General features: G+C 71.2%; 19 protein-coding genes. 12 read left to right on the top strand and 7 right to left on the bottom strand.

Annotated features, from left to right (window positions below; translation table 11 throughout):
* The first annotated feature begins 16 nt into the window (after positions 1-16).
* From JIG36_RS15365 to JIG36_RS15350, 4 genes are all read left to right on the top strand, one after another.
* A complete protein-coding gene (locus JIG36_RS15365; protein WP_307872728.1) occupies positions 17-577 on the top strand; it encodes an LppU/SCO3897 family protein in 561 nt (186 codons plus the stop codon).
* A 110-nt stretch (positions 578-687) separates the two neighbouring features.
* Complete coding sequence (locus JIG36_RS15360) at positions 688-1,893, top strand: ATP-binding protein (RefSeq protein WP_203376959.1); 1,206 nt, start codon at positions 688-690, stop codon at positions 1,891-1,893.
* 28 nt (positions 1,894-1,921) lie between these two features.
* Positions 1,922-2,455 carry a DoxX family membrane protein gene (locus JIG36_RS15355; RefSeq protein WP_203376958.1) on the top strand — a complete coding sequence of 178 codons (534 nt, stop codon included), beginning with the start codon at positions 1,922-1,924 and terminating at the stop codon, positions 2,453-2,455.
* Between the two features lie 137 nt (positions 2,456-2,592).
* Positions 2,593-3,912, top strand: a complete 1,320-nt coding sequence (locus JIG36_RS15350; protein WP_203376957.1) for a glycosyltransferase 87 family protein — start codon at positions 2,593-2,595, stop codon at positions 3,910-3,912.
* Here the strand turns inward: JIG36_RS15350 and JIG36_RS15345 are convergent.
* From JIG36_RS15345 to moaC, 4 genes are read right to left on the bottom strand one after another with little or no spacing between them, the layout of a single operon-like run.
* The gene (locus JIG36_RS15345) at positions 3,899-4,315 is read right to left on the bottom strand and encodes a molybdenum cofactor biosynthesis protein MoaE (protein ID WP_203376956.1); all 417 of its coding nucleotides are present in this window, start codon (positions 4,313-4,315) and stop codon (positions 3,899-3,901) included. The genes JIG36_RS15350 and JIG36_RS15345 overlap by 14 nt on opposite strands.
* Positions 4,312-5,529 (bottom strand): molybdopterin molybdotransferase MoeA, encoded by a 1,218-nt coding sequence (locus JIG36_RS15340; protein WP_203376955.1) that lies wholly within the window; start codon positions 5,527-5,529, stop codon positions 4,312-4,314. The genes JIG36_RS15345 and JIG36_RS15340 overlap by 4 nt, the downstream gene beginning before the upstream one ends.
* 9 nt (positions 5,530-5,538) lie before the next feature.
* Positions 5,539-6,069 (bottom strand): MogA/MoaB family molybdenum cofactor biosynthesis protein, encoded by a 531-nt coding sequence (locus tag JIG36_RS15335; protein WP_203376954.1) that lies wholly within the window; start codon positions 6,067-6,069, stop codon positions 5,539-5,541.
* Entirely contained in the window at positions 6,066-6,554 is a 489-nt protein-coding gene (gene moaC / locus JIG36_RS15330) for a cyclic pyranopterin monophosphate synthase MoaC (RefSeq protein ID WP_203376953.1), read from the bottom strand. Before moaC ends, JIG36_RS15335 begins: the two co-directional genes overlap by 4 nt.
* A gap of 565 nt (positions 6,555-7,119) precedes the next feature.
* Here moaC and JIG36_RS15325 point away from each other — a divergent pair.
* The 3 genes from JIG36_RS15325 to JIG36_RS15315 all read left to right on the top strand — a co-directional run bounded on the left by JIG36_RS15325 (position 7,120) and on the right by JIG36_RS15315 (position 12,498).
* On the top strand, positions 7,120-9,576 hold the full coding sequence (locus tag JIG36_RS15325; RefSeq protein ID WP_203377415.1) for a putative bifunctional diguanylate cyclase/phosphodiesterase: 2,457 nt from the start codon (positions 7,120-7,122) through the stop codon (positions 9,574-9,576).
* A 1,139-nt stretch (positions 9,577-10,715) separates the two neighbouring features.
* Positions 10,716-12,086 (top strand): glycosyltransferase 87 family protein, encoded by a 1,371-nt coding sequence (locus JIG36_RS15320; RefSeq protein WP_307872775.1) that lies wholly within the window; start codon positions 10,716-10,718, stop codon positions 12,084-12,086.
* 1 nt (position 12,087) lies between these two features.
* Positions 12,088-12,498, top strand: a complete 411-nt coding sequence (locus tag JIG36_RS15315) for a TFIIB-type zinc ribbon-containing protein (protein WP_203376952.1) — start codon at positions 12,088-12,090, stop codon at positions 12,496-12,498.
* 393 nt (positions 12,499-12,891) lie between these two features.
* On the opposite strand, the gene JIG36_RS15310 is transcribed toward JIG36_RS15315, so the two are convergent.
* Positions 12,892-14,088, bottom strand: coding sequence for an SUKH-3 domain-containing protein (locus JIG36_RS15310; protein ID WP_203376951.1), 1,197 nt, complete (start codon positions 14,086-14,088; stop codon positions 12,892-12,894).
* On the opposite strand from JIG36_RS15310, the gene JIG36_RS15305 reads away from it, so the two are divergent.
* The 4 genes from JIG36_RS15305 to JIG36_RS15290 are packed head-to-tail and all read left to right on the top strand — an operon-like array spanning position 14,081 to position 19,173.
* Entirely contained in the window at positions 14,081-14,647 is a 567-nt protein-coding gene (locus JIG36_RS15305) for a YbaB/EbfC family nucleoid-associated protein (RefSeq protein WP_307872727.1), read from the top strand. The genes JIG36_RS15310 and JIG36_RS15305 overlap by 8 nt on opposite strands.
* Positions 14,637-14,954: a hypothetical protein gene (locus JIG36_RS15300; protein ID WP_203376950.1), complete on the top strand. Its 318-nt coding sequence runs from the start codon at positions 14,637-14,639 to the stop codon at positions 14,952-14,954. Before JIG36_RS15305 ends, JIG36_RS15300 begins: the two co-directional genes overlap by 11 nt.
* Positions 14,951-18,844 (top strand): toxin glutamine deamidase domain-containing protein, encoded by a 3,894-nt coding sequence (locus JIG36_RS53250; protein ID WP_203376949.1) that lies wholly within the window; start codon positions 14,951-14,953, stop codon positions 18,842-18,844. Before JIG36_RS15300 ends, JIG36_RS53250 begins: the two co-directional genes overlap by 4 nt.
* Positions 18,844-19,173 (top strand): hypothetical protein, encoded by a 330-nt coding sequence (locus tag JIG36_RS15290; protein WP_203376948.1) that lies wholly within the window; start codon positions 18,844-18,846, stop codon positions 19,171-19,173. The genes JIG36_RS53250 and JIG36_RS15290 overlap by 1 nt, the downstream gene beginning before the upstream one ends.
* On the opposite strand, the gene dnaB is transcribed toward JIG36_RS15290, so the two are convergent.
* Entirely contained in the window at positions 19,170-20,603 is a 1,434-nt protein-coding gene (gene dnaB / locus JIG36_RS15285; protein ID WP_438870733.1) for a replicative DNA helicase, read from the bottom strand. The two genes, JIG36_RS15290 and dnaB, sit on opposite strands and share 4 nt — an antisense overlap.
* A 403-nt stretch (positions 20,604-21,006) precedes the next feature.
* Here dnaB and JIG36_RS15280 point away from each other — a divergent pair, with 403 nt between their 5' ends.
* Positions 21,007-25,266: a hypothetical protein gene (locus JIG36_RS15280; protein WP_203376946.1), complete on the top strand. Its 4,260-nt coding sequence runs from the start codon at positions 21,007-21,009 to the stop codon at positions 25,264-25,266.
* A 164-nt stretch (positions 25,267-25,430) separates the two neighbouring features.
* On the opposite strand, the gene JIG36_RS15275 is transcribed toward JIG36_RS15280, so the two are convergent.
* Positions 25,431-26,294, bottom strand: coding sequence for a hypothetical protein (locus tag JIG36_RS15275; protein WP_203376945.1), 864 nt, complete (start codon positions 26,292-26,294; stop codon positions 25,431-25,433).
* Positions 26,295-26,465: the final 171 nt, after the last annotated feature.

The raw sequence follows: 26,465 nt of genomic DNA, 5'->3' as shown, positions 1-26,465 counted from the left end.
CGATCACGGTGCGCCCGTGTCGGATCAGCAGTCCTCCTGGGGTGGTCACCCGCCGTCGATCCCGCAGCAGCCGGTGAGCTTCCACTCGGCGCCGATGGAGCCGGTGAGCAGCGGCCCGTCGTGGGAGAGAACTCCCCCGCCGGCGCCGCCGAAGCGCAACACCCCGATCATCGCCCTGGTCGTGACGCTCGGCCTGCTCATCGTGGTCGGCCTGGGCACGACGGCCTGGCTGCTCAACAAGAACAAGGACAACAAGTCGGAAGCCTCCCCGACCGCGTCGGCCACCGGTCCGATCGCCGGCCCGGCCCCGGTGGGCAGCGAAGACGCCCGGTTCTACGTGAAGAAGGGCGACTGCGTCGTCAACGACGGCACCGACGAGGAGCCCAACATGCGCGCCACGGCGTGCACGAGCGGGGCCTATGAGGTGCTGGCGCGCATCACCGGCCCGACCACCGGGGAGAAGGACGCCGAGCGCAAGTGCTCAAAGGTCGCGGGCTACACGAAGTGGTTCTTCTACGACAGCCAGCTCGACGACCTCGACTTCGTGCTCTGCCTCAAGGAACATAAGCCGCTCTAGCCTTTTCTAGCCTCAGCGCTAGAGAGCGGTAGACCATCCTCGACACCACTCGCGAGGTTTTGCTAGCGCACTCTAGCTATTTTGCTAGACGACCCGATACGGTGCTATCCGTGGATCCGGTCAGGAACCCGTACGCACCCGGCGCCGGTCAGCGCCCACCCGAGCTGGCCGGTCGCGACCGTGAGCTCGACGCGTTCGACGTCGTGCTCGAGCGCATCGCCCGCGGCCGTCCCGAGCGCAGCCTCGTCCTCACCGGCCTGCGCGGGGTCGGCAAGACCGTGCTGCTCAACACGCTGCGCTCGGCCGCCATCGGCCGCCTGTGGGGCACCGGCAAGATCGAGGCCCGGCCCGACCAGTCGCTGCGCCGCCCGGTCTCGGCCGCCCTCCACATGGCGATCCGCGAGCTCGCACCCCACCACCGCGACCCCGAACGGGTCGACGACGTGCTGGCCGTGCTCAAGGCGTTCGCCCTGCGGGCCAACGACAGCTCGTCCAAGCTGCGCGACCGCTGGGCCCCCGGCATCGACGTGCCACCCGCCCGGGGCCGGGCCGACAGCGGCGACATCGAGATCGACCTGGTCGAGCTGTTCACCGACGCCGCCTCGCTCGCCACCGACGTGGGCACCGGCATCGCCCTTTTCATCGACGAGATGCAAGACCTGGGCCCGGCCGATGTGTCCGCGCTCTGCGCCGCCTGCCACGAGCTGTCCCAGCTGGGCGCGCCGCTGATCGTGGTCGGGGCCGGGCTGCCGCACCTGCCGGCGGTGCTGTCGGCCGCCAAGTCCTACTCCGAGCGTCTCTTCCGTTACCAGCGCATCGACCGCCTCGACCGGGTCGCGGCCGACCTCGCGCTGTGCGCCCCGGCCGCCCGCGAGGAGGTCGAATACGAGGCGAAGGCGCTCGACCTGCTCTACGAGAAGTCCGGCGGATATCCGTACTTCGTGCAGGCGTACGGGAAAGCCACCTGGGACCACGCCCCGCAGTCACCGGTGACCGACGCCGACGTGCGGGTCGCCGCCCCCGAGGCCGAGGCCGAGCTGGCCGTGGGCTTCTTCGGGTCCCGGTTCGAGCGGGCCACCCCGGCCGAGCGTGAATACATGCGTGCGATGGCCACCCTGTCCGGCGACACCGACAACGACATGGACGCGGCCGTGCCCACCGCCGAGATCGCCACCGTGCTCGGCCGCAAGCCGGCCAGCCTCTCGCCGGCCCGCGACGCGTTGATCAAGAAGGGCCTGATCTACTCGGGCGAACGGGGCACGGTCGCCTTCACGGTGCCGCATTTCGGCCGCTACCTGCGAACCCAGCCGGTGTGATCCCCGCTCGGCGGGTATAACCGAATTCATGAAGCCCGTACGCACGGCCGCCCGCGCGATGCTCGCCTCGATCTTCGTCGTCCAGGGGGTGCGCGCGGTCCTCAAACCCGACACCTCGGTCGAGGCCGCCAGCACCGTCACCGAGCGGGTGAAGCCGCTCCTGGAGAAGGTCGACCCGCGCATCCCGACCGACACGCTCACGCTGGTGCGGATCAAGGGCGCGAGCGACGTGGTCGCCGGCCTCGCGCTGGCCACCGGCCACTTCACCCGCCCTGCCGCGGCCGTGCTGGCGGCCGGTCTGGTGCCGTCGACGATCGCCCACGCACGCGACGAGCAGAGCCAGTTCCTCAAGAACCTGGGTCTGCTCGGCGGTCTGCTGCTGGCCGCGGTCGACACCGAAGGCCGACCGAGCCTCGGATACCGCGCCGGTCACGCCGCCGACCGCACCGAGCGCTCGATCAAGCGGTCCCAGCGTTCGGTGAAGCGGGCGGTCCGCACGGCCAAGCGGGAGGCCAAGATCGCCGCGATGAGCGCGGCGGCCGCGCGTAAATTGCCCGGCTAACAACCTCCTCGCGATCTTTGCGTTAAAGCGGACGAGGGGCCGCGCGGATCATCCGCGCCTTCTAAGCTCCGCCATGACGCCGTGTCTCGGGCCTGGCTCCGCCGTGTCCGAGAGACGAGAGCGACGGGGGTCGCGCCATGCCGGCAATGCAACGCGAGCGGACCGGAAGATCCGCGGTGGTCGGGCTCGGGTGCCTGGGGGCACTCTGGGCGATCGGTTTCTTCCTGCGTGCGTACGGGGTTCCCGACCTCGCCGTCGATCAGGCGGCGATCCGGGGCTGGCTGGCCGGAGGCGATCTCTATGACCTGGGCACCGGCCGGCCGCCGATCACCGCACTGCTGCTGACGCCCGGCGCGGTGCTGCCGCTGACGGTGCTGGCCTGGCTGCTGGCCCTGGCCGGGGTCGCCGCCCTGGTGTTGACCCTGGTCGCGCTGGCCGGCCCGGTGGCCCGCCGCTACGGCCGCTCCCGGTTCGTGGCCGTCGTCGCCGCGGCCGTGCTCGCCCTGCTGACCGAACCGGTGCGGGCCACCCTTGGCCTCGGCCACCTCGACCTGCTGATCCTCTGCCTGATCACGGCCGACGTGGTGGCGCTGCGCCGCTCGGCCTGGGCGCGCCGCCGGGCCGCCTGGTGGCCCGGGCCGCCCGCCTCCTCCCGGCCGTCGCGGGGCCGCCTCGACCTGCTGCGGCGCCTGTGGTCGACCGGGGCGTGGGCCGGCGTCGGCATCGGCGTCGCGACCGCCCTCGCCGTCGGGCCCGCCCTGTTCATCGCCTATCTGGCCGTGACCCGGCAGTGGCGGGCCGCGGTGACCGCGACGACCACGGCGGTCGCGCTGACCCTGGGCGGCCTGCTGATCGCGCCCGGCGCCACCGGGTCGTGGCTGGGTTCGGTGCTGTTCCAGGTCGACCGCTCCGGCCCGGTCAGCGACCACGCCAACCAGTCACTGGCCGGTCTGCTGGCCCGCCTCTACGACTCGTCGAGCACGCCCGTGCTGGTGTGGCTGTCGTTCGCGGTGCTGCTGCTCGCGGTCGGGCTGATCCGGGCCCGGGCCGCGCACACCGACGGCGACGAGATCGCGGCGATCACGCTGGTCGGTCTCACCGGCGCCGCCGCGGCCCCGGTGAGCACGAGTCACAAGCTGGTCTGGGTGCTGCCGGCGGTGCTGATCCTCGTCGACGCGGCGGCCCGGTCGCGGGTCGGTGCGCGCCGGCCGGGGAGGTCGCGCCGGTTCGCCGGCCTGGGCTACGCGTCGGCCGCGCTGGGGACGTACCTGCTGTTCGTGCTTCCTCCGCAGTGGACGACGAGCTGGAACGCGTACGCCTTCGCGGTGATCGTGCTGATGAACGCGCTGCCGTGGCGGCCCGGGGTGGCGCCGGCGACCCCGCCGACGGCTCCGGCCGTACGGCGTCCGGTCGCGCCGGCGCGGGTGCCGGCGATCCCTGTGCCTAGGGGCAGTTGACCCACTCGTCGGTGCCGTCGGTGAAGACCTGCCGCTTCCAGATCGGCAGCCGGGCCTTGGCCTCGTCGACCAGCCGGGCGCAGGCCGCGAACGCCGCCGCCCGGTGGGCCGTGCTCACCGCCGCGACCAGCGCGACATCGCCGATGGCGAGCGTGCCGACGCGGTGCGAGACGGCCACCGCATAGACGTCGGGATCGGCCGCGATCTCGGCCGCGACCTCGCGCAGCACGGCAGCCGCGTTCGGGTGGCCCTCGTATTCGAGCAGGGTCACGCCCCGGCCGTGGTCGTGGTCGCGGACGACGCCCTGGAACGAGACGACGGCACCGGCCCGGGGGTCGGCCACCGCCTTCTCGTGCGCGGCGAGGTCGAGCGGGGCGTCGAGAACCTCGGCGATCGCGATCATGGGCGTTCTCCGGTGACGAGCGGCAGGGGCAGGAAGGGCACCAGATCGCCCGCCGCCGCCTCGGTGCCGGGCCGGACGACGACGAAGCCGTGCGCGTTCGACAGGCCGCGCAGCATCGCCGAGCCGACGTGGCCGACCGGGGTCGCCGACCGTCCATCGTGGTCGAGCCGGGCCAGTGCGAGGTGGGTGTCGCCACCGCGCCCGCGGACCTCCCCGGTCAGTTCGACGGTGGCCAGGCGCGGCGCCGGGCGGCCCTGCAGACCGGCCAGCAGCGGGGAGACCAGGGTGATCAGCGCGATCACGGCGGACTGCGGGTTGCCGGGCAGGCCGGCCAGGAACCGGGGCCGCCCGTCGGGGCCGGGCACACGGGCCAGCAGCATCGGGAAGCCGGGCCGGACGGCGACCGTGTTGACGAGGTATTCCGCGCCGAGTTCGGTCAGCGTCGGGTGCAGGTGGTCGACCGGGCCGTGCATCGTGCCGCCGGTCGTGCAGACCAGTTCGGACTTCGACAGAGCTTCCCGTAGGGCGGTCAGATGCGCGTCAAGCGTGTCCTGCACCGGGCCCGCGACCGCCGACGCGTCGATGCTCGCACCGAGGCGCCGCAACCAGCCGGGCACCTGGGGACCGAGCGAATCACGCACCCGACCGGCCCCCGGGGTGCCGCCGGTGAGCAGCTCGTCGCCGAAGACGAGCAGCCCGGCGCGAGGCCGCGGGTAGACGTTCAGTGACTCGTAACCACAGGTGGCGGCGACACCGATCACGGCCGGGTCGATCGCCGTGCCGACCGGCAGCAGCTCCTCGTCCTTGTGGGCCTCCTCGCCCGGCTGCCGCCACTCCGGCACATAGCCGTTGCGGGGCTCGCCGCTGACGAGGCCGTCACCGTCGCGAGTGGACGCCTCGACGCGCACCAGCGCCTCGGCGCCGACCGGGACCATCGCGCCGGTCGCGATCTCGACGCAGGTGCCGTCGTCGGTCAGCGGCGGAGCGACGTGACCGGCCAGCACCCGGCCCACCGGTCGCCAGGGCTTCGGCCCCCGGACCGCCCAGCCGTCGATGCTCGAGGTCGGGAACGCGGGCAGGTCGGTCAGCGCCCGCAGCGGTTCGGCCAGCGTGCGCCCGTCGGCGTCGGGCAGCGCGACCGGCTCGGCCGCGCCGGCGGCCGCCCGGCCTGCCGCATAGGCCAGCTCGCGTGCTTCTTCCCAGTCGACGCTCACCCGACGAGCCTATCCACCGGCGGCGGACGAGGGATGGTCACCGCCGTGGATCTGGTCGACGGTGTGTCGCAGCAGCGGGCCGAGCACCGCCAGGCCGTCCTTGGCGCCGCCGGTCGAGCCGGGCAGGTTGACGATCAAGGTGCGTCCGGCGACGCCGGCCAGGCCGCGGGAGAGGGCGGCGGCGGGCACCTTGTCGCGGCTGTAGGCACGGATCGCCTCGGCGATGCCCGGGATCTCGAAGTCGAGCAGGCCCCGGGTCGCCTCGGGGGTGCGGTCGGTCGGGGTGACGCCGGTGCCGCCGCTGGTCAGCACGACGTCGACGGCGTCGGCGACGGCCATGCGCAGGGCGTCGGCCACGGGTTCACCGTCGGGCACGACGACCGGGTCGTCCACCGTGCAGCCGAGCTCGCGCAGGCCGGCGACCAGGCGGGGGCCACTCGTGTCGGCGTAGACCCCGGCCGCCGCGCGGTTGCTGGCCACGATCACGCGGGCGGTGATCCTCGTGGTCGGGGCGTGGTCGGGTGCGGCCGGGTCGCTCATGGGCGGTCCTCGGGCCGTACCCAATCGCCGGTCTTGCCGCCCTCTTTGCGGAGCACCCGCACCGACTCGATGCTCGCGGCCGGGTCGACCGCCTTGATCATGTCGATCATCGCGAGCCCGGCCGTGGCGACCGCGGTGAGCGCTTCCATCTCGACGCCGGTGCGATCCGCGGTCTTGGTGGCGGCAGTGATCTCCACCGTGGTCGCGGTGAGTTCGAGATCGACAACGACGCCGTGGAGTCCGATCGGATGACAGAGCGGAATGAGATCGGGAGTCTTTTTCGCGCCCATGATCCCGGCGAGGCGGGCGACCGCGAGCGCATCTCCCTTGGGAAGTTCGTCGCCGCGTAACAACGCGATCACCTCGGGTGTCGTCACCACTCGGCCGGCGGCCACCGCGCGGCGGGCGGTCACCTCCTTGGCCGAGACGTCAACCATGCGCGCGGCGCCGGTCTCGTCGACATGAGTCAGGGATTCGTCGGGCATACCGGGAGTTTATAGAAGGTTCACCGGGAAACTCGTTCGCGTAATAGTGGCCCGGCACTCACGATTTTGTGACGCCGAATGTGGCGATCTATACGCAGGTCAGAGACCATATACCGGGGTTGGGATAACGGGGAAGCACAAACGGGTATTGACAATCCGGAGCGTCAGTCAAACAGCACACTCAGCGATCCGGACACTGCGGCCAAAACGCGAATTCAGGTAGCTCAGAGTTTCGCGATCGGAACTGCCGGTAATCGTTTCCCCTTCGGTTATCGCTTTCTGCGCAATGCGACACGAATCGGTACCAACCCTGATCTTCTTCGCATATTGTTTCTCTCGTCGCGACAGACACCTTCCCCGAGTTCCCCACCCGCGAGGAGAAGAACCATGACCGGCAACGACTGGGAATGAGACAGTGCGCGAAGGCGCGCGCTTGAATACGCTTGAGCCCGGACCCCTGTCCGCTGCGCTCGGCGACTGGACGACTCCATTGCGAAAAGCTCATAGCTCCAACGACGACGCGACCGGTCGGCAGCTCCCGCTGCTCATCGGTCTCGTCGTCGTTATGGCGTCGGGCGCGGCGGCCGCCGACCTCTGGTACGCGATGACCCACCCGCGGCCGCTCCCCGACTGGTGGCAGCTCGCGTTGGTGCTGGTCGGCGCGGCGATCGCCAACCGGGTCAAGGTCTATGTGCGGGTCCGCTCGAGCCGCAACGGCACCACCTGGAGCGAGGTCCCGGTCCTCATCGGACTGGCTTTCCTGCCGCACGGGTGGGTGGTGCTCGGCGCCGCGGCCGGCATCGCCATCGTCAAGATCATGGCGCGCGCCGCGCCCCACCGCTCGGTCTACTCCGTCGCCAAAGAGGTGCTGACCGCCAGCACGGCGAGTCTCGTGCTGACCTTGGTCGGTTCCTGGATGCCGACCGACACGGTGGCCGCCACGATCGTCCCGGTCGCGCTGGCCTATCTGGCGATGGCCCTGGTCGACGACCTCGTCTTCATCCCGGTCATCGCGATCGCGTCCCGCACGACGATCGCGCAGGTGGCCCGCAAAGACCTCAGCGGCCGGCTGGTGGCCCACGCGTTCCGGCTCGCCACGATCATCTACGTCATCGAGGTGCTCGCCTCCGGCGCCAGCCCGCTGCTGCTCGGGTTCGTGCCGCTGCTGATCGCCTGCCTGCACCTGTGGCACTCGCGTCAACTCCGTACGAGCGAAGAACGACATTCCTGGCGTGAGCTGGCCAAAACCACCGAAGAGCTGAGTTCGGTCGAGCTCACCCAGGTGCTGCACGTGGCGGCGTCGCAGGGCGCGCGGGTCTTCTCCTCCGACGAGGTCGAGATCGACCTGACCGCGAGCGGCATCGACCGGGTGGTCCGCGCGCGCGGCAGCGAGGTGGTCTACGACGGGCCCGGGCCGCGGCGGTTCGACGGGGTCAGCGCGATCACGGCCGAGCTCGAGACCAGCGACCACAGCTACCGCGCGGGCATGCTGGTGCTCGGCTTCCACGGGCGGGTCAAGCTCAACGAGTTCGAGCAGTACAAACTGAAGACGTTCGCGGCCGCGCTGTGCACGGCGATCCGCAACGCCACGGCGTACGCGGAACTCCAGCGCCTCAACGAGGAGAACGCGTACGACGCCGCGCACGACCCGCTGACCGGTCTGGCCAACCGCCGTGAACTGTACGAACGCGCGGGCGAACACTTCCCGGGCCGCCCGGCCGACGGCGTGGTGGCGCTGCTGCTGATCGACCTCAACCACTTCAAAGAGGTCAACGACACCCTCGGGCACGCCGCCGGTGACGCGGTGCTGCGCGAGGTGGCCCGCCGGCTGGCCGACGCCGCGACCCCCGGTGACCTGGTGGCCCGGCTCGGCGGTGACGAGTTCGCGGTGCTGCTGGTCAACCTGCCCACGCCCGCGCTGGCCACCCACCGCGCGAAGTCGATGCTGAGCACCCTCGAAGAGAGCGTGACCGTCGAGGGCATGCAGATCACCGTCGAGGCGGCCGGCGGCATCGCGCTCGCGGCCGGCAGCGGTGGCGTCAACGAGCTGATGCGACGGGCCGACATCGCGATGTACCAGGCCAAACGGGCCGGGCAGCAGACGGCGACGTACGCCCACTCGCAAGACACGGCCGACGTCAGCCGGCTCGCCCTCGGCGGTGAGCTGCACCGCGCGGTGGCCGAACACGAATTCGTGGTCGACTTCCAGCCGATCGTCGACCTCGGCAGCGGCGAGGTGGTCTCGGCCGAGGCGCTGGCCCGCTGGCACCACCCCGAGCACGGCTACCTCACGCCGATGGAGTTCCTGCAGACCGTGGAGCGGTCCGGCCGCCTGCAGGACTTTGCCGACGCCGTGCTCGACCAGGCGCTCGACGCCTCCGACCAGTGGCGCGAGGCCGGCTTCGACCTGCCGGTGGCGGTGAACGTGTCGCCGCGCAGCCTGCTCGACCCGCGCTTCCCCGAGACGGTGCTGGGCCGCCTGCGCCGCCACGCCGTCCCCGCCGACCGCCTGATCTTCGAGCTGGCCGAGACGCTGACGCTGAGCCAGCTCGACGTGGTGGGGCGGGCGCTCACCGAGCTGAGCGAGGCCGGCGTGCGGCTGGCCCTCGACGATTTCGGTACGGGGGTGACGCCGCTCTCGGTCCTGTCCCACATCCCCGTCCACCAGCTGAAGATCGACCGCGAGTTCGTCGGCGCCGTGCAGACCTCGTCGGAGGCCGCGGCGGTGATCCGCTCGACGGTCGACCTGGCCCGCAGCCTGCACCTGGCGGTGATCGCCGACGGTGTGGAGAGTGAGCCGCAGCGGCACGCGCTGTGGAGTCTGGGCTGCGTGGCCGGCCAGGGTCACCTGTTCGCGCGCCCGATGTCGGCGGCCCGCCTGCTGGCGACGCTGCAGCGGGGCACGGCCGGTCGTCCCGGCGCGCTGGCCTCGTCCCTGCACGACGGCGCGGCGGTGGTCCGCATGTCGCGGCGCCGGTCCGGCGGTTCGGGGAGATCGGCTCTGCCACACTTGCCCGCGTGACCAAACCAAGGCCGACGGCGAGCAAATCCGCAGTTGAGGGGCCCGCCGCCACCTCCGGCACCGCTTCGGACAGGGCAGATTCACAACCTTCTTCCCGTACGCCGGAGGGCCGCACTTCCGAACAGCCGCCCGCGGCGGACAAGCCCGTCGAAGAGGACAGCCCGGCCCGCACGGAGCCGAACCCGCAGACGGCCGTCACCAGCGAGGACACCGCTTCCGACCGTGTCCGCAACGGCTCCCGAGCCACCAGCGTCAACCGCGCCGAGACCCCCGACGACGCCGACCGGGCCGAGACACCTGACGCCGCCGGCCGCGGTGAGGCACTTGGCGGCGACACCGGTCCCGCCCCCGACCGCGGCGAAGCGGCCGAAACCGACACCGGTGCCGCCGACACACACCACGTCGAGACGGCCGAAGTCGATGCCTCCCGGGTCAGCATCAACGCCGCTGAGACGCCTGACGCCAACGCTCAGCCGGCCCCGAAACCCCCGGCCTCGACACCCAGCGCCCAAGCTCACCTGGCCGAAGCGACCTCCACTGAGGCAACCGACGACGCGCACTCGGCCGACGCCACCGCCAGCGACGACGCTCCCTCAGCCGACGCCACCGCCAGCGACGCCGCTCCCTCAGCCGACGCCACCGCCAGCGCCAGCGCCAGCGACGACGCTCCCTTGGCCGATGCCACCGGGGCAGAAGAGGCCGCCGACGAAGCACCCGTCCGCGTCACCGCCGACGACGGCGCTCACCCCGATGACGTCAACCCGGCCGACCACGATCCGGCTCCGGCGACAGCCAAGGAGCCCGAGACCGACGGCGAACGCTCCGCCGAAAGCACCGACAGCGAGCCCGTCACCAAGGCCCCGGACGAGACGCCGGCCCCCGCGGACAAGGGCGAAGAGTCCACTGAAGACGCAACGGCCGCCGAACGCACCGCCAAAACCGAAGTCGTCCCTCCCACCGCTTCAACGCCCGCAAACGCCGGCTCCGACGATCTCTCCGCCAGGTCCACGGCGGCCGCGAAAACCACCCCCGCGGCCGCGCCCTCAGTCGTCGGCCCGGCCGCCACAGACGAGGCGTCCACCGAAGGCGACGGCACGTCCGGGGCATCCACGGAGGGTGGCGACACGTCCGGGGCGCCGATCTACGAGGTCCGGGCGCCGGGCACCCGGGTCGGGCGTTTCTTCGCGCGGGTCGACGAGGCGGCCGGCGGCTACGCGGTCGACCTCACGCTCTACGGGCTGTCCGCGGTCTTCGCCCTGGTCACGGCCCTCACCTCGACCCTCCTGCCACACCGGGCCTGGGGCTCGATCGCCGTCTGGGCGTACGCGGACGCCTTTCTGCTCGCCGTCCTGCAGTTCATGGCGTACCGCTTCCTGCGCGACCGCCCGGACAAGACCGGCGGCCCCTGGCGCCTCCTGCGCCGCCTGGTCGGCAACGGCGGCCGCTCGGCCCTCACCTGGTTCACGTGGGCCACTGCGGCCCTGCTCCCGCTGGTCGTCCAGGCCGTGCAGCGGGCCGACGGCCGCACCGACCGCGCCCAGGAGGAGGTGCTGGTCGTCGAGCACATGGGCGAGCGCCTGCTCAACGACGGCACCCCCTATCTGTCCCGGGAGGCGATCGCCGCCCTGCCCGCCGACGAGCGCCTGATGGGATACAGCCCGTACCAGCCCGGCATGTCCATCTTCGGTCTGCCCCGCGCCCTGGCCGGCAACGTCTGGTGGACCGACGCCCGGATCTGGTTCGCGCTGTTCACCGCGGCCGCCCTGATCACGGCCCTGATCCTGCTGCGCCCGAAGAAAGCCCGGCGTCCGCTGGCCGGCCGGTCGTTCCCGATCGTCCGGGCACTACAGGCGGTGACGGTCCTGCCGATCTGCGCGCTCACCCTGGCGACCGGTGGCGACGACATCCCGGTGCTGGTGTTCTGTCTCCTGGCGCTGGCCTTCGCCGCTACCAAACGTTACGGATGGGCCGGTCTCGCGGTGGGTGCGGCCGCCGCCTGCAAACTCTTCGCGTTGCCGGTCGTAGTCGTCCTGGCGATCCTGGCGATCGCCGTGAAGCGCGGCGGCCGGCTGCTCCCGGGCGCTCTCGGTCTGCCCATCCTCGTGCTGGTCCCGCCGTTCCAGGTCGACCAGGACGCCTTCCTCGAGAACGTGATCCGCTTCCCGCTCGGCCACGGCCTGATCACCAGTCCCGCACAGTCACCGTTCCCCGGCTACCTGATCGCACAGAACGTGCCGGGCGGCCGGTTCGTCGCGATCGGGTTACTGCTCGTAGTCGCGCTCGCCATCGCCGTACGCATCCTCCGGTCGCCCCCGCGTTCGGCCGACACCGCCTCGCTGATCTGCGGCTGGGGTCTGCTGGCGGCGATCCTGCTGATGCCGACGACCCGGTTCGGTTACCTTCTGTATCCGGCCGCGTTCCTGGTCTGGGCGGCCGCCCTGCGACCCGTACACAGGAACCACACAGCGACTAGTAGCCCGTTGGATGACACAGCCTTGTACCGTCTGTGAGATGCAGATGACCTGTCCGAAGTGTCACGGCCAGATGCGGGTCTACGAGCGCAGTGGCGTCACGGTCGACCAGTGCTCCGAGTGCCGGGGGATCTTCCTCGACCGCGGTGAGCTGGAGAAACTGTTCGAGGCCGAGTCGAGCTACAACTCACGCCCGGCCACGCCGCCACCGCCCGCGTCCGCCCCGCCGCGTCCCGCCGCCGCCCCGCAGCCGGGTTACGGTCAGCCGCAGCCGGGTGGTTATGCCCCGCCGCCGCCTCCGCCCGCGCCGGGCTACGGCCAGCCGGGGTACGGCCAGCCCGCCCACGGTGGCTACCCGGCTCCGGCTTACGGTCACCACGGCCACTACCGCCACGGTCACCACGGCCACTACCACCGCCGCAAGAGCTTCCTGCACAACCTGTTCGACTGACGGCCGCCAGACAAGCCGCGCGCTCGAACGCCGGCTCCCGCGCGGGAGCCGGCGTCAAGCCGTGCGCAGGGGCCAGCATCACGCCGTGCACGGGAGCCGGCATCACGCCATGCGCAGGAACCGGCATTACGCCATGCGCAGGAACCGGCATCACGCCATGCGCAGCAGCCGGCATCACGCCATGCGCAGCAGCCGGCATCACGCCGTACGCAGGAACCGGCATCACGCCGTACGCAGGAACCGGCATCACGCCGTACGCAGGAACCGGCATCACGCCGTGCGCACCCAGAGGCCCCCACTAAGCAGGCCGACCCGTGGCGCGAGCGGACCGACGCACGAATCAGACCGACACACCCGACGCAGGGCGCCGGCCCGCATAAAGCAGGCCGACGATCACCAGCTGCCGTCGTCGCGGACCCGCCGCGCCGGGCCGTCCCCGGTGAGCAGCCCGGTCAGCGCCTCGTCGACCGTGCTCCCGACGAACCACTCCCCCGCCTGGTCGAGCACGAAGACCCGCCCGAGCTCGTCCAGGGCCACCACACCGTCGCCGCCCTCGATGCCGATCGGGAAGAGCGGCACCTCGATGACCTGGCCGAACTCCACGAGGGCGGCCGCCGCGTAGGCCCCCGGCACCGGATCGAGCCGCAACAGCCGGATCGCCCGCCGCAGCCCCGGCCCACGCCGCGCACAGCGCACCCCCGGGAAGTCCGCGATCACGCCCCGAGCCGCGTCGAACGGCTCCAACCGGCCGCCCGACGCCGCCACCGCCCGCTCGACCGCGTCGTCCCCGGCCGACGGCCCGATCCAGCCGCCTCCGGCGAGCGTGCGCGCCACCTCGTACGGGAATCGGCCGTTGACCGGAATGCGATCCGAGCCGTGCCTCCACTCGCTGGTGAACGCCAGATCGGACCATGGCAGCACCGCGAGATCCACGAGGACGCCGATGCAGGTCTCGCACGGGCGGGCGTCCTGACCGGCGGCGGGATCTCCCTGGTCGCGTACGAGAAAAGCAGCGAAAGTCGCCCCGGTCAGCCAGGCCCTCGCCTCGTCGAGCGCGATCTCGCGCCCCCGGGCGCGGGAAGCCTCGTGCAACGCGTCGGACACGGCGATCAGCTCGGCGTGCCGCTCGGCGCCACGCACCCGGGCCTCGGCGCCCAGCATCTCGAGCCGATCGACCACCAGCGGATGGTGGTTGATCACCTGGTCACCCTTCGCGCCCTGGGTCCGGAACAGCCGGTCATCCACCGTGAAGTGGACGACGGTTGTCGGGGCCGGCCGGCGGCGCGTCAGCCGGAGTAGCGAGATGGCCGGATCGACCGTTCCCGGCGGGCTCGGGCGGCGTTCACGATAGATCGCGGCGATCTCCTCGGGCGGCACGCCGGGCCACGTCGACAGCACCCCGGTCTCCCGGTCGATCACCGTGCGTGCGCCGTCGCCGGGCACGGAGAGCACGGTGGACGGCTGCCGCGTCCAGATCACGAACCCGAGGTCGAACTCGGCGAGCATCGGCTCGCACCCGTATCCGCGCTGCTCGGACTCGTTGCTGGCCCAGCGCGCGGCGATCGCCTCGGCCTCTGCTCGCGTGATCACCTGGCCGCTCCCTCCTGACGAGCTGAACGACGAACTGAACGGTGGACTGAACCCGATCGCCGGTCCCGACGTTCGCAGATTGAAGTTAACCGAACACGCAAAGTCTCGGTACGACGAGGGGTGTGGCCCGGTGGCGACAACGGCGAATCGTGATGCGAATCGGGAACTACGGGACCGGTTCGCCGAGGTGCACGAGCGGTATACCCGGCTGAGGTCCGATCTGGACGATCTTCAAAGACGACTCGACGCCGTACGGATCACGGTTGTTTCACCGGACGGACTCGTCCGCGTGACGGTCGGCCCGCGAGGCGAACTGATCGATTTGCGCTTGATCCGCCGAGCCACTCGGAACATGGACAACGAATACGTTTCGCGGACGATTGTCGCGACTGTCCACATCGCATCCGAGAAGGCCGCGGAACGCGTTCAGACTTTGATGGCCGACTATCTCCCGGCCGATTCCGGTCCCCTTCAGTACCTCCGCGACCACAAGTTCGGCTCACTGCTGGGGCGCTCCGACGAGATCGTCCAGGATCTGGCCGGCCGCGATGACCGCTAACCGGCTGCGGCTCGACGCCGACGAGGCTCTCGCGGGTTCACGCGCCCTGAGCGCGGCCGGCGAGGACCTCAGCGCGCGCCGCAACCGGAGTGGCGCCGAGATCGCCGCCGCCAGTTCCGCCACGCCGTGGGGCCGGGACCAGTACGGCCAGTCCTTCGAGCAGCACTACCGGCCGTTCGAGGAGCAGGTTCTCGAGGCGTGGCAACGGCTCGCCGCCTACGTGTCCGGGCTCGGCGACGCGGCCGCCCAGTCCGTGCACGACAACCTCGGCGCGGACCACGACTCGGCGAGGCGGTTCCGGTCATGAGCTTTCTGCCCAGCCCCGTCCCGCACCCGCTCGAGTTCAGCCCGTTCGACGTTCCGGCCTGGGCCTACGAGGCGCTCGAATGGGTCGTCGGCTTCGACTGGCCGGCCGGCAACGAGGTCGCCACCTGGGACGTCGCCGACCGCTGGTTCTCGCTGACGACCACGCTGGCCGCGCCGAACGAGGCGGCGATGTCGGCCGCGAACCGGTTTCTCTCCGGTTACGGCGGCGAGGGCGTCACGGCCGAGGGCTTCCAGGACGCCTGGCACCTGGTCGCGGGCGACGAGAACGCCCCGCTGCACGACCTGCTCCGCCTGTCGGGCGAGCTCGGAAAGCTGGTCGAGGGCTGCGGCGCCGACATCGAGGCGGCGAAGATCGAGGCCTGGATCGAGATCGGCATCTTCCTGATCGAGCTCGTCGGCATGGCGATCTCCGTCGCGCTCACGCTCGGTGCCGCCTCCCCCGCCGCCGGTGGGCTGATCGTCGCCACGCGTATGGCCGTCCAGCAGATCTTCAAGCGCCTGGCCGAACAGCTCGGCAAGAAGGCCCTCAAGCAGACCGCCGGCCGCGCGGTCAAGCAGCTCACCACCCGCCAGGGCCTGCGTCACCTGGGCCGCGAGGCGCTCGACGAGGGCTTCGACGAGGCGCGCGAGGAGATCGCCACCAACGGCGGCATCCAGCTCTACCAGCAGTCGACCGGCCGCTCGGACGGCTTCGACATGGACAGTCTCGGACGTTCCGCACTGGCCGGTTTTGCCGGCGGCGCCTCGGCCACAGGCGCGCACGCCGGTTCACACGGTCACGGCGGCCTGATGCGCGGCGCCGGCGGCGAGGTCTTGGCCGAGTTCGGCGCCGCCGCCACCTTCGGCCAGCTGCCCGATGCCACGGGTCTTGCGAAATCGGCCACTTCGGGCGCGACCGGCTCCGCAATGCACGGCATGCACACCCCGATCGATATCGGCCAGCTCGACACTTCCGGCCTCAACGTCCCCGCGGCTCCGCCGCTCCTGCCAACGGTCACGGTGGGCGACGATCTTCAGCCCTTTCCCCGTACGCCGTCAGCCGGCGACCTGACGAGCGGAGCGGCCCCCGACAGCGCGAACCTGACTCAGGCGGCTCCCCCAGCCGCATCCGAGGGCGGATCGCTTTCGTCGCCCATACCCGCCGATCCGACCTCCGCGTCCCCGTCCCCCGACCCGACCGCCACCACGTCCCCGTCCACCCCCGCCACTGCGCCTCAGCCCTCCCCTTCCGATTCGTCCCCCGACATCTCTGCTGCTCAGTCGTCGCCGTCCCCTACTTCCACCTCGTCCCCTTCCCAGTCGCCGACCCCCGACCTCTCCCCGGCTGCCTCTGCGCCTTCTCCGTCCTCTCCGTCCTCTTTGGCGTCCCCTCCGCTGCCCGACGGCTCCAACGTCCTGGCGTCCACCGCCCTGGGATTCGCCGACCCCACCACCACCGCCGCCGCCCCGACCCCGTCCTCCCCGCAGCCCACCTCACCAGCCACAACCCCCATGACCGGCGGCCCTCTCGCCGGCCCGTTCCTGACCCCCACCCCAGCCTCACGCCAAGCCGGAGCCCCACAGCGCCCGACGGCCCGCAACTCCACCCCGCGCACGGACGCACCCGACTACGGGTCCCGCGCCGGCACATCCCGTTCGGCGATCCCCGGCGGGTCGCCACGCGCGGGGAGCAACAACTCGCCCGACCTCGCGTCCCGCACGGCGGGTCCCGGCGCGTCGCCGCGCCGCCAGAGCGGTTTCCGGACCGAGCCGCCGGGTTCCCCCACGCCTCAGCGCTCCCCGCTCTCCGACCTGGACCGCATCGCCGAAGCGCTCGGCCCGCGCCCGATCCCGCGCCAGCGCCCCCGCCCGGTCGACGCGTCCCTCCCGAGGACCCTGCCCACCCCCATGCCGGCGCACTCCACCCCGCCCCGGCCCGAGATCCGCGACGAGCAGGCTTACTTCGGTTACGTCGAACACGCCCGCCAGACCCACGAACGCAACCGCCGCGACGAGTACGCGGCCTACCTGGACTCGATCGCCGAGGACAACCGCGCCAAGATCGTGGACCTGAGCCGTCGAGCCGACGAGGCCGACCGCGCCGGCTCCACCCTGCGGGCCCGCCAGTACCGCCACCAGGCCTTCGAACTGAGCGAGATCGTCACCGAGATCGACGCCCAGATCACCGACGTCCGCACCGGAACCGTGGCCCCCACCCGGATCGAGGTGGAACCCCCCGACTGGGCCCGCATCAACACCGACGTGGGAAATCTGGCTCCTGGAGGCGTACGAACCGGGGATGTGTCCGCCTTGGACGGTTTCAGCGGCCGCCCCCCGATCGACCGAACCCGCCACTACAACGTCACCGGCGGCCTACGCCCCCCGCTGGCCGTGCACCAGGTCGACCTGGAGAACGCCGTACCCCGCGATCACAACGGCCACGTCTCCCGCCTGCCCGACCCCCGCGACGGCGCGTGGTTCCGCCTGGCCAACGACGGCGGCCCCGCCGCCGACCCCACCCGAGGCCTGAACTGCGTCGACGGCGTCCTGGCGCTGTTCGACACCTACATCCACGGCCGCCCTCGCGTGTCGGCCCCAAGAACGTTCGACGTCTACGCCAACGGCAACCCCGACCGCCCCTTGGGCGGCGAAACCAACGGCATCAACCGAATCCGCCAGGCCACCGGCGGCGACTTCCAAAACCTGTGCCCGTACGTAGCGGACGCCGACCCCGCAGCCGCCAAACCAGCCGTGGACCAGGCCGTACAGAACCTGACAAACCACCTACTGAATACCGGCCACGGCTCCTTCGCCTTCTTGGTAACCGACCTGGAAGGCGGCGGTTCCCACTCCTGGGCAGCGCTGAACCACCACGGAACCGTCCTCTACCTGGACCCCCAGATCGGCAAGATCTCCGAGCACCAGCCCATGTACCGCCACCACGGAGTAGCCACCCCCATCAACGTGGTCTCGCTGGAGGCCTTGGTAGTAGACGCCAACGCCGTCCCAGCCCCCCTCCCACACCACGGCCCCGGAAACTGGTCCGCCACCCCACCCACGGGGTCTGACCCCGACCCGCGCATCGAGGCGATCAGGGCTGCCGAACGACAGGCGTTCGAGTCCCTTGCTCCCGCGCAACGCGCAATACTCGTCAACTCCACCGTGGAGTCTCAAGCAGTTGCTGAACAGGTTTCAGCCGATCTGCACGATGTCGTTAATGCCCTTGGCAGCAACGAGCTCCAAGTCGTCGATGAGGAGTACCGCGTCAAGTCGGCGGAGTCGCTCGGCAGGAAGTACCTCGAGGACTCCTCGTTCGACTACACCGATCCGACTGACTACCTGGCCAAGGTGAAGGATCGTGTTCGGTTCTCCGTCGAAACACCCGAGACGGACTACGGAGCACATGTCGCCCATGTGCTGGACGGACTGCTCCGACTTGGCTACGGAGATGTGAAAGCCGCGAGCTTCTGGGCAGATCATGGGCGGCACAACGGTCTCAACGTCTGGCTGACCACACCCGATGGGTTCCGTATCGAAGTGCAGTTCCCGACGCCGCTGTCCCGCGTAGTTGGCAAGGCCACCCACACCAGCTACGAGATCCTGCGATACGGCGGCAGCTCGACCTGGGACCGCGTCGATGCCTTCCTCGAAATTCTGAACGTGAACAAGACAAAGGGCATCTACCGTCATCGACCGTCCGACCTACCTCCCATCGAGGGCCTGCAGACCAAGCCGAGCACGCTGTTCAGCTGGTTAGGCTCGGACTCGGTGGTTCTGGCCGAATATCGAAGGGTATTGGCAGCGCAAGGCATGCGATTCGAGGACCATCTCCGAGACCATCAGCTTGAGCCGAGTGATGTGCCGGGCATGCAGGGAGTGGGTCTGTTCTGATGACAGGAACCTTCGCCTACAAGGCGGTCTTGAGAAGCGATGACCCTTCCGTGATCACCAGCATGATCGCCTACCAAGCGCCCGGCGATGCGCCGCTCCGTGCGGTCATCTGGAGTACGCCGCACCGGGAGTGGATCTACGCGCCGTACATCGCTTCTCGCGTTCTCTTCGACGACATGGAACAGCATCGCAGCCGGCCCGTCGATCGTCAGACCGCGGAGCAGATCGCGATGGAGATCCTGCACACCGAACTGCCGGACGAAACCACCCTTTCCGAAATGTCCGACGAGGGCGAGCGCAACGGCTGGAACTACGGTCCGCCGCGCTAGACGATGGCCATGTCTACGAAGCGGGACAAGTGCAGCTGCGCGGCCACGGTGATGGTGTCGGTGGGGCCGTTTCGGTGCTTGGCGACGATGAAGTCGGCCTCGCCGGCCCGCGGGCTCTCCTTGTCGTAGTAGTCGTCGCGGTGGAGCAGGATGACCACGTCGGCGTCCTGCTCGATCGAGCCGGACTCGCGCAGGTCGGACAGCTGGGGACGCTTGTCGGTGCGCTGCTCGGGACCACGGTTCAGCTGTGACACCGCGATCACCGGGCACTCGATCTCTTTGGCCAGCAGCTTCAGGCCACGAGAGAGTTCCGAGACCTCCTGCTGGCGGCTCTCGGTGCGCTTCGGCGAGCTCATCAGCTGGAGATAGTCGATGACCAGCATCTTCAGGTTGTGCCGCTGCTTGAGACGCCGCGCCTTGGCCCGGATCTCCATGAGGTTCATGTTCGGGGTGTCGTCGACGAAGATCGGGGCCTCGCTGATCTCGCCCATCCGGCGGGCCAGCTTGCTCCAGTCGTCGTCGGTGAGCTGGCCGGAACGCAGCACGTGCAGCGGCACGCGGGCCTCGGCCGAGAGCAGACGCATGACCATCTCGATCTTGCTCATTTCGAGCGAGAAGATGGCGCTGGCGCAGTTGTGGCGGATCGCGGCGTTGCGCGCGAAGTCCATGCTGGCGGTCGACTTGCCGAGACCGGGGCGCCCGGCCACGATGATCAGCTGACCGGCGTGCAGGCCGTTGAGCAGGCGGTCGAGGTCGGAGAAGCCGGTCGGCACGCCGCTCATCTGGCCGCCCGAGGCGCCGACCGCCTCGATCTCGTCGAGGGTGGGCTGCAGCATGTCGCCGAGGGCGGCGAAGTCTTCGCTCACCCGGTTCTCGGTGACGTCGTAGATCGCCTGCTGGGCCAGGTCGACGATGTCGTCGACGTCGCGCCCGCCGTTGCCGTTGGCGCCGTAACCCAGCTGGACGATCTTCGTGCCGGCCTCGACGACGCGGCGCAGGATGGCCCGCTCGCTGACGATGCGCGCGTAATAAGAGGCGTTGGCCGCCGTCGGCACGCTCTCGATCAGCGTGTGGAGGTAGGGCACGCCGCCGATGCGTTGCAGATCACCCGAGTCGGCGAGCGCCGCGGCCACGGTCAAGGCGTCGGCCGGTTCGGCCCGCCCGTAGAGGTCGAGGATGACGTCGAAGATCGTGCTGTGGACCGGACGGTAGAAGTCGTGCGACTTGAGGATCTCGACGACGTCGGCGATCGCGTCTTTCGACAGCAGCATGCCGCCGAGAACGCCCTGCTCAGCCGCGACATCTTGCGGTGGGGACTTGTCGAAGGAGCCGCCGCTGGACGGCCCACCCCCGCCGGGCCCACCGCCACCGGGGCCGCCCCCGGACCCGCCGCCGGCCGATTTGGCCGGTGGCCGCGTCTCGTCGGTGATCGACACCCCGGTCCCCCTCCGCTCGCCGACCGTGCACCCAGATCAAACAGCCCGGGTATGACACTTTCGGCTGACTCACCACCATGATCAGGAAAACTCCCGATCAAGCCCCGCCCGTGCGGCCGACCCACTCTACGAACCGGCCCCCCACCTGCCCAACTGCACCGGTGGACGAGCCTCGGGACAACCTGTGGACATCCCGCCCGATCCTGTGGGCAGCCCTGTGCACAGCCTGTGTACAACTCCTGGGGACGACGCGGGTTCCGCCTTTGCGAGCAGGGATTTTGTCGTCCCCACCTGTGGAGGGGAAAAATACCTGCACAAGTGCGAAAAGGTGCCCGGCGTGAGCAAGCCGTCGCGCGGAGGCGTTGCGGTTCCGACTCTCAAAAGGCACGCTTTTCAGGTGGACCAACGGGAGTGGGACTACGGAGCCCGCATGTCGCGTGAGCGACGAGCGGCCGAGTCGCGATCCTCCCGCAGCTCAGATTCGCCCGATTTAGGCGATCCTGAACCTAAATGGTCGTCCCTCACCGACACCGGCAGCCTGCAGCCCAGCGCCGAGGCGCTCGACTGGCAGCGGCGCGCCGACGCGTGGGCGCAGCAAGCCGAGACGCCCGATCAGCACCAGTCCGTCGAGCCGGCGAACCGCTGGTCCGACGTCGCCTCGACCAACGGCCGCCCCACGTTCCCGCCCGACGGTGTGAGCTGGCGTACGGAGACGGCCGAGTGGCGCGCGACCGGCGCCCGGTGGCGGCAGACCACCGAGTGGCGTTCGACCACCGGCTCCCACGGCTGGCGTTCGACCACCGAGGCCTGGCAGACCGGCGGCAACGACTCCTACCCGCCCTCCGCCGAGACACCCGCGTCGCAGCCGGCGCTCTCGAGCACGGCCTGGTCCGACGACTCGGGCACCGACACCCGCCCGTCCTGGCAGGAGTTCGCCGACCCGTCGAGCGACACCAGCACGACGAGTAGCCGCGGTGAGACGACCACGCCGAGCTGGCAGCAGTCCGCGCAGCAGCAGTCGTGGCAACAGCCCTCCCCCCGTACGCCCGCGGAAAGCTCCCCCTCCTGGCAACAGCTGGTCGAGCCCACGCCCCAGCAGCCGTCGTGGAACTCCCGGCCCTCGTGGCAGCGCGACGCCATCGAGGGCTCCGCGACCTGGACCGACCTCACCGACCAGCGCTCGTCCACCGACTCCGGCGCCAGCTGGCTGCGTCCCGACGACGACGGCCGTCACCTGGTGCGCGAAGACGACCGGGCAGCCTGGCGACGCGGCGCGAGCGACGAGTCACCCCAGGTGGGGCGACGTCGCGCTCCCGAGCCGGGTTCCGCTCCTTCCGGCGGTACGGGGTGGTCCAGCTCACGGTCCGATTCGGACAACTGGGAGAACACTGACAACTGGGCGCGCCACACCGACACCGGCAGCATTCAGCTGTACGGCGACACGCCCGCACCGCCCTCGGCCCCGTCCACCTGGGGCACCGGCACGGGCTTCGGCTCCCGCAACGTCAACCGGCGTGACGAAAGCCACACACAGAGCCCTTCCACGTCGTACGGGGATAGTCAGGGCTACCAGATTCCACCCGCGACGCCGTACGGGCCGCCTCCCCGACCGCCCCGCCGCGACGACACCTCCACCGGACGCGCACTCCCGAACGCGTACGAGGAACCGACGCGCCCGAGCTTCACGCCCGAGGAGGGCCCGGCCGCCGGTGGCCGTCGCCAGCGCGGTCGCCGCTATGCCGACGAGGAGCCCGGTTATCCGACGCGTGGCGCCGCCGCCGCGCCCGCCGAGCCCCGCGCGCCCCGGCGCCGTTCCGAGCCGGACGAGACGGCCACGTTCAGCGCCGTCCCGATGCCGGCGCCGCCACCCGCCCAGCGCAGCGCACCCCCGTCGGCTCAGCGCAGCGCGATGCCGGCCGACCCCCGCAGCGCACCCCCGTCGGCCCAGCGCAGCGCCATGCCGGCCGACCCCCGCAGCGCACCCCCCTCGGCCCAGCGCAGCGCCATGCCCGCGGCTCCTCGCAGCGCCATGCCCGCGGCTCCTCGCAGCGCCATGCCCGCGGCTCCTCGCAGCGCCATGCCGGCCGCGCCCGGCAGCGCGCCGGCTTCGGCCCCGCGCAGTGGTCCGGCGGGTGGCGCGCCGACCGGCCGGGCCAAATACAACGGCGGCGGCAACGACTGGCGCGAGCAGACCGGTTCGTGGGAGGCCGAACCCGACACGAGCAGCTGGGTCCGCGACCCCGACACCGGCCAGTGGAGCCGCTCCGAGGACGACCCGCGCATCCTGGCCTGGCGCCGCGAAGCCGCCCGCCGCGAGGCGATGGGCGAGGGCCCGCGCGCGCTCCCGGCGGCGCCCGCCCCGTCCGAGCCCGAGGCACGTCAGCCTGAGGCACGCCAGCCCGAGGCCCGTCCCGAGCCGACGACCGGTGGCTGGCGCAACACGCCTCCGCCGCCGCTGCCTCCCGGCCCCACGCCGCGCAGCGCCACGCCTTATTCCGAGACCGACTACGGCACCACGCCCGCCGGTTACAGCCCCGGCTCGACCGGCCGTGACAACGGCTACGGCCCGGCGGGCAGCGTCCCGAGCAGCGACAACGGATACGGGTCGAGCGCGGCCAACGGGTACGGGTCTGGTGCGGCCAACGGCTACGGCCCAGCCGGCAACGAGTACGGATCCGGCGCGGCCAACGGCTATGGGCCAGGGCCCACGAGTTCCGTTCCCGGTGGCCGCAACGGCTACGGCGCTGGTCCGGCCGCCCCCTTGGCCGGTTACGGCTCCACGCCGACCAGCCCCGCCCGCGACGACGGCTACGGCGCCGGGTCCGCAGACGGTTACGGCCGTGACGGTGGAGCGGCCGGCTACGGTGCGGCGCCGACCAGTTCGGCCCCCGGGCGCGGCTATCAGGATGAGCCTCCCCGCGGCTATGGCACCGCGCCCGGCCGTGACGACGACCGCTATGACGCCCCCCGCGGATACAGCGCCGCGCCGACCAGCTCGATGCCCGGCCGAGGCCGCGACGACGGCCCCCGCGGTTACGGCGTCACGCCCACGAGCTCCATGCCGGGCCGGGGACGCGACGACGACCCCCGCGGTTACGGCGTCACGCCCACGAGCTCCATGCCGGGCCGGGGACGCGACGACGATCCGCGTGGCTTCGGCGTCGCGCCGACCAGCTCCATGCCCGGCCGCGGACGAGACGACGACCCCCGCAGCTACGGCGCCGCACCGACCAGCTCAGCACCCGGCCGCGAACTCGCTCTCAGCCGCGGCTACCAGGACAACGAGCCGCCCCGCAGCTACCAGGACGACGAGCCCCGCGGCTATGGCGCCGCACCCGGCCGTGACGACGACCGCTACGACCCACCCCGCGGCGGCAGCTACGGTTCGACGCCCACCGGCCGCGGCAACGCGGCCCCGACCGGTCGTGGATACGACGAAGCGACCGGGCGCGGCTACGACGAGCCGACGGGCCGTGGATACGACGAGCCGACCGGGCGCGGCTACGACGAGCCGACCGGGCGCGGCTATGGCTCGTCCGCCGGGCGCGGCTACCAGGACGAACCCGGCAACGCCCCACGCAGCGGCACGGCTTACGGCAGCGCGACCTCCACGCCGTACGGTGGTCGCCCTGCCCTTCCGAGTGCCCCGCGCAGCGCTCCCGGCTATGGCGATGACGCCACCACGGTCTATCCCGCCGCCCCGGCCAGCGGTGTTCCAGCCAGCGGCGTTCCGGGCGGACCGATCGGCTACTCGGCCTCTGCCCCGGTCAGCGCGCCGCGAAATGGATATTCCGGCGCCGCGTCCGTGCCTCCGGTCAGCGCCGACCCGTACGGTGAGTCACCCCGTTCCGGCCGCCGCCGCGGTGCCGGTGACGAGCCGCTGAGCCCCGAGGCCTGGCAGCTCGGCGGACCGGCCCGGAGTGAAGCCGCACCGTGGTCGCTCGACGAACCGGACGACGGGCAACTCACCGACACCGCCACGTGGGCGCTCGAGGAACGCCGGGAACGCGCCCGTGGCAGCGCCGTCTATCGCGAGGGCGGTGGCGGCGACTGGCGACGCGACCTGGCCGACAAGAGTGATCTGGCCGAGGGCGAGTCCCGACGATTCGGCACCTCGGACTACATGCCCTTTCGGGCCGGCGGCTCAGCCGCGGTCTCGGGACAATCAAACTTATCCACCACGTCGACGTCGCTGATCTCGCCGGTCGCGCGCGACGTGTCGGCGATGCCGCAGCGTGGTGGCGCGAGCTGGAACGGCCCGTCGGGGGCCTATGAGCGTCGCCCGGTCACCAACGGCTATCCGACGGGCCGGAAGAGCGACGTGCTCGATCCGGACGACGAGGAGGGCGAACAGGAGTCCGGCGGCCCACTCGCCGCGGTCGGTTACACCGTCATCTGGTACGGCGTCCCGGTCGTTCTGTTCGTCGCCTACATGCTCGTGGTCGGCGCCGGCGCGCAAGGCCACGCCCTGTCGACGCTCGCCAAGGCCGCCCCCCAGTTCCTGATCTCACTGGTGCTGAGCGTCGTCGTGGCGATCGGTCTGCGTTTCGTCAGCCACTCCTGGAAGGCGATCAGCGTCGGCCTGGCCGCGGCCGTGGTCGGCGGCGGCTTGGCCACCGTCCTGACCTCGGCCATCACCGGCAACAGCCTCAGCTGACCCCGCCCGGCCGTCGGCCGCAGCCTCGGCTGACCATGCCCGTCCCGCCCCAAACCTCAGCTGACCTCGCCGGGCCCGCGACCACAGCCTCAGCGGACCTTGCCCGGCCCGGCCCCCATCCTCAGCTGACCTCGCCGGGCCCGCGACCACAGCCTCAGTCGACCTCACTCGCCCTCGACGACAGCCTCAACTGACTTCACCCGGCCCCCGGCCACAGCCTCAGCTGACGTCACCCGCCGCCCGCGTCCGCGGATCAGGGTGGCGGTCAGCCAGATCGCGACGATGAGCACGCCGACCACCGTGAACAGCCCGGGTCCCCACATGCGCTCCGACATCAGCGACGGCGCCGTACCGAAGTATTCGATGAGGTCACCCGCGATGAGCGCGGTCACCACGACGATGTTGACGCTGAGCAGCGCGAACCCGAACGTTCCCCATCGGCCTAGCCGGCCCCGCACCAGCCGGGCGACGCCCGCGCCCAGCAGCGCCCCGATCAGCCAGAACACGCCGGCGAGGGCCAACGCCCATCCGCTCACCGCCTGCTCCACCCGCACAAGGGCCGTCCGGGACGGGTCGGCGGGCATGTCCGCGCTCAACCGCCAGCCGTCGCGCGCCGCGGTCACCCGGTGGTCCGAGCTTTCCCCGACCCGCCACCCCGCCGCTTCGAGCCGGGACGCGACGTTCGCGAGGTCGTCGCGGGGACCGGGATATGCGGCTTCGAATCCGTAGTTCGACCTGGTCGGCGCGATGAAGAACAGCGAGGCCGACTCGGTCCCGCGGCCGAACCCGTAGCCTTCGCCCGTCTGCCCGAGCCGGATGCTCGAGGCGTCGGCCGCCATCATCACCGCGAAGAGCGCCCGTACGTCCTCTTGGGACGCTCTACCCTCAGATCGCCACCCGGTCGGCGCCGTTCCACCCGTTCCGGACGCCTCGTCCTCGGGAGTTCCGATCGCCGCTCCGACCGGCGCCAGCAGCGACGCGAACGCGAGCATGACCCAGACGTTGACGACCCTGAATCTCCACCCCACGGCGACAGAGTAGGGCCTGGTCCATCCCGCCCGTCGCCCGCCGGCACACCCGGGATCACCAAACACGCGGAGCCCGGCCGAGGCGACAACAGAACGGCGACGCGGGCGACGCGGATGACGCGGACGACGCAGGTGACGCGGATGACGCAGGTGACGCGGATGACGCAGGTG

This window comes from Paractinoplanes ovalisporus (genome assembly GCF_016834655.1).
GTDB lineage: Bacteria > Actinomycetota > Actinomycetes > Mycobacteriales > Micromonosporaceae > Actinoplanes > Actinoplanes ovalisporus.
The sequence above is the reverse complement of the archived record's forward strand: the minus strand, read 5'-3'. Positions and strand labels throughout refer to the sequence as shown.

Bases quoted from the DNA above. Each gene is read 5' to 3' on its own strand.
- JIG36_RS15355 (WP_203376958.1), top strand. From the start codon at position 1,922: ATGAAGCCCGTACGCACGGCCGCCCGCGCGATGCTCGCCTCGATCTTC.
- JIG36_RS15350 (WP_203376957.1), top strand. From the start codon at position 2,593: ATGCCGGCAATGCAACGCGAGCGGACCGGAAGATCCGCGGTGGTCGGG.
- JIG36_RS15345 (WP_203376956.1), bottom strand. From the start codon at position 4,315: ATGATCGCGATCGCCGAGGTTCTCGACGCCCCGCTCGACCTCGCCGCG.
- JIG36_RS15335 (WP_203376954.1), bottom strand. From the start codon at position 6,069: ATGAGCGACCCGGCCGCACCCGACCACGCCCCGACCACGAGGATCACC.
- moaC (WP_203376953.1), bottom strand. From the start codon at position 6,554: ATGCCCGACGAATCCCTGACTCATGTCGACGAGACCGGCGCCGCGCGC.
- JIG36_RS15325 (WP_203377415.1), top strand. From the start codon at position 7,120: ATGGCGTCGGGCGCGGCGGCCGCCGACCTCTGGTACGCGATGACCCAC.
- JIG36_RS15315 (WP_203376952.1), top strand. From the start codon at position 12,088: ATGCAGATGACCTGTCCGAAGTGTCACGGCCAGATGCGGGTCTACGAG.
- JIG36_RS15300 (WP_203376950.1), top strand. From the start codon at position 14,637: ATGACCGCTAACCGGCTGCGGCTCGACGCCGACGAGGCTCTCGCGGGT.
- JIG36_RS53250 (WP_203376949.1), top strand. From the start codon at position 14,951: ATGAGCTTTCTGCCCAGCCCCGTCCCGCACCCGCTCGAGTTCAGCCCG.
- JIG36_RS15290 (WP_203376948.1), top strand. From the start codon at position 18,844: ATGACAGGAACCTTCGCCTACAAGGCGGTCTTGAGAAGCGATGACCCT.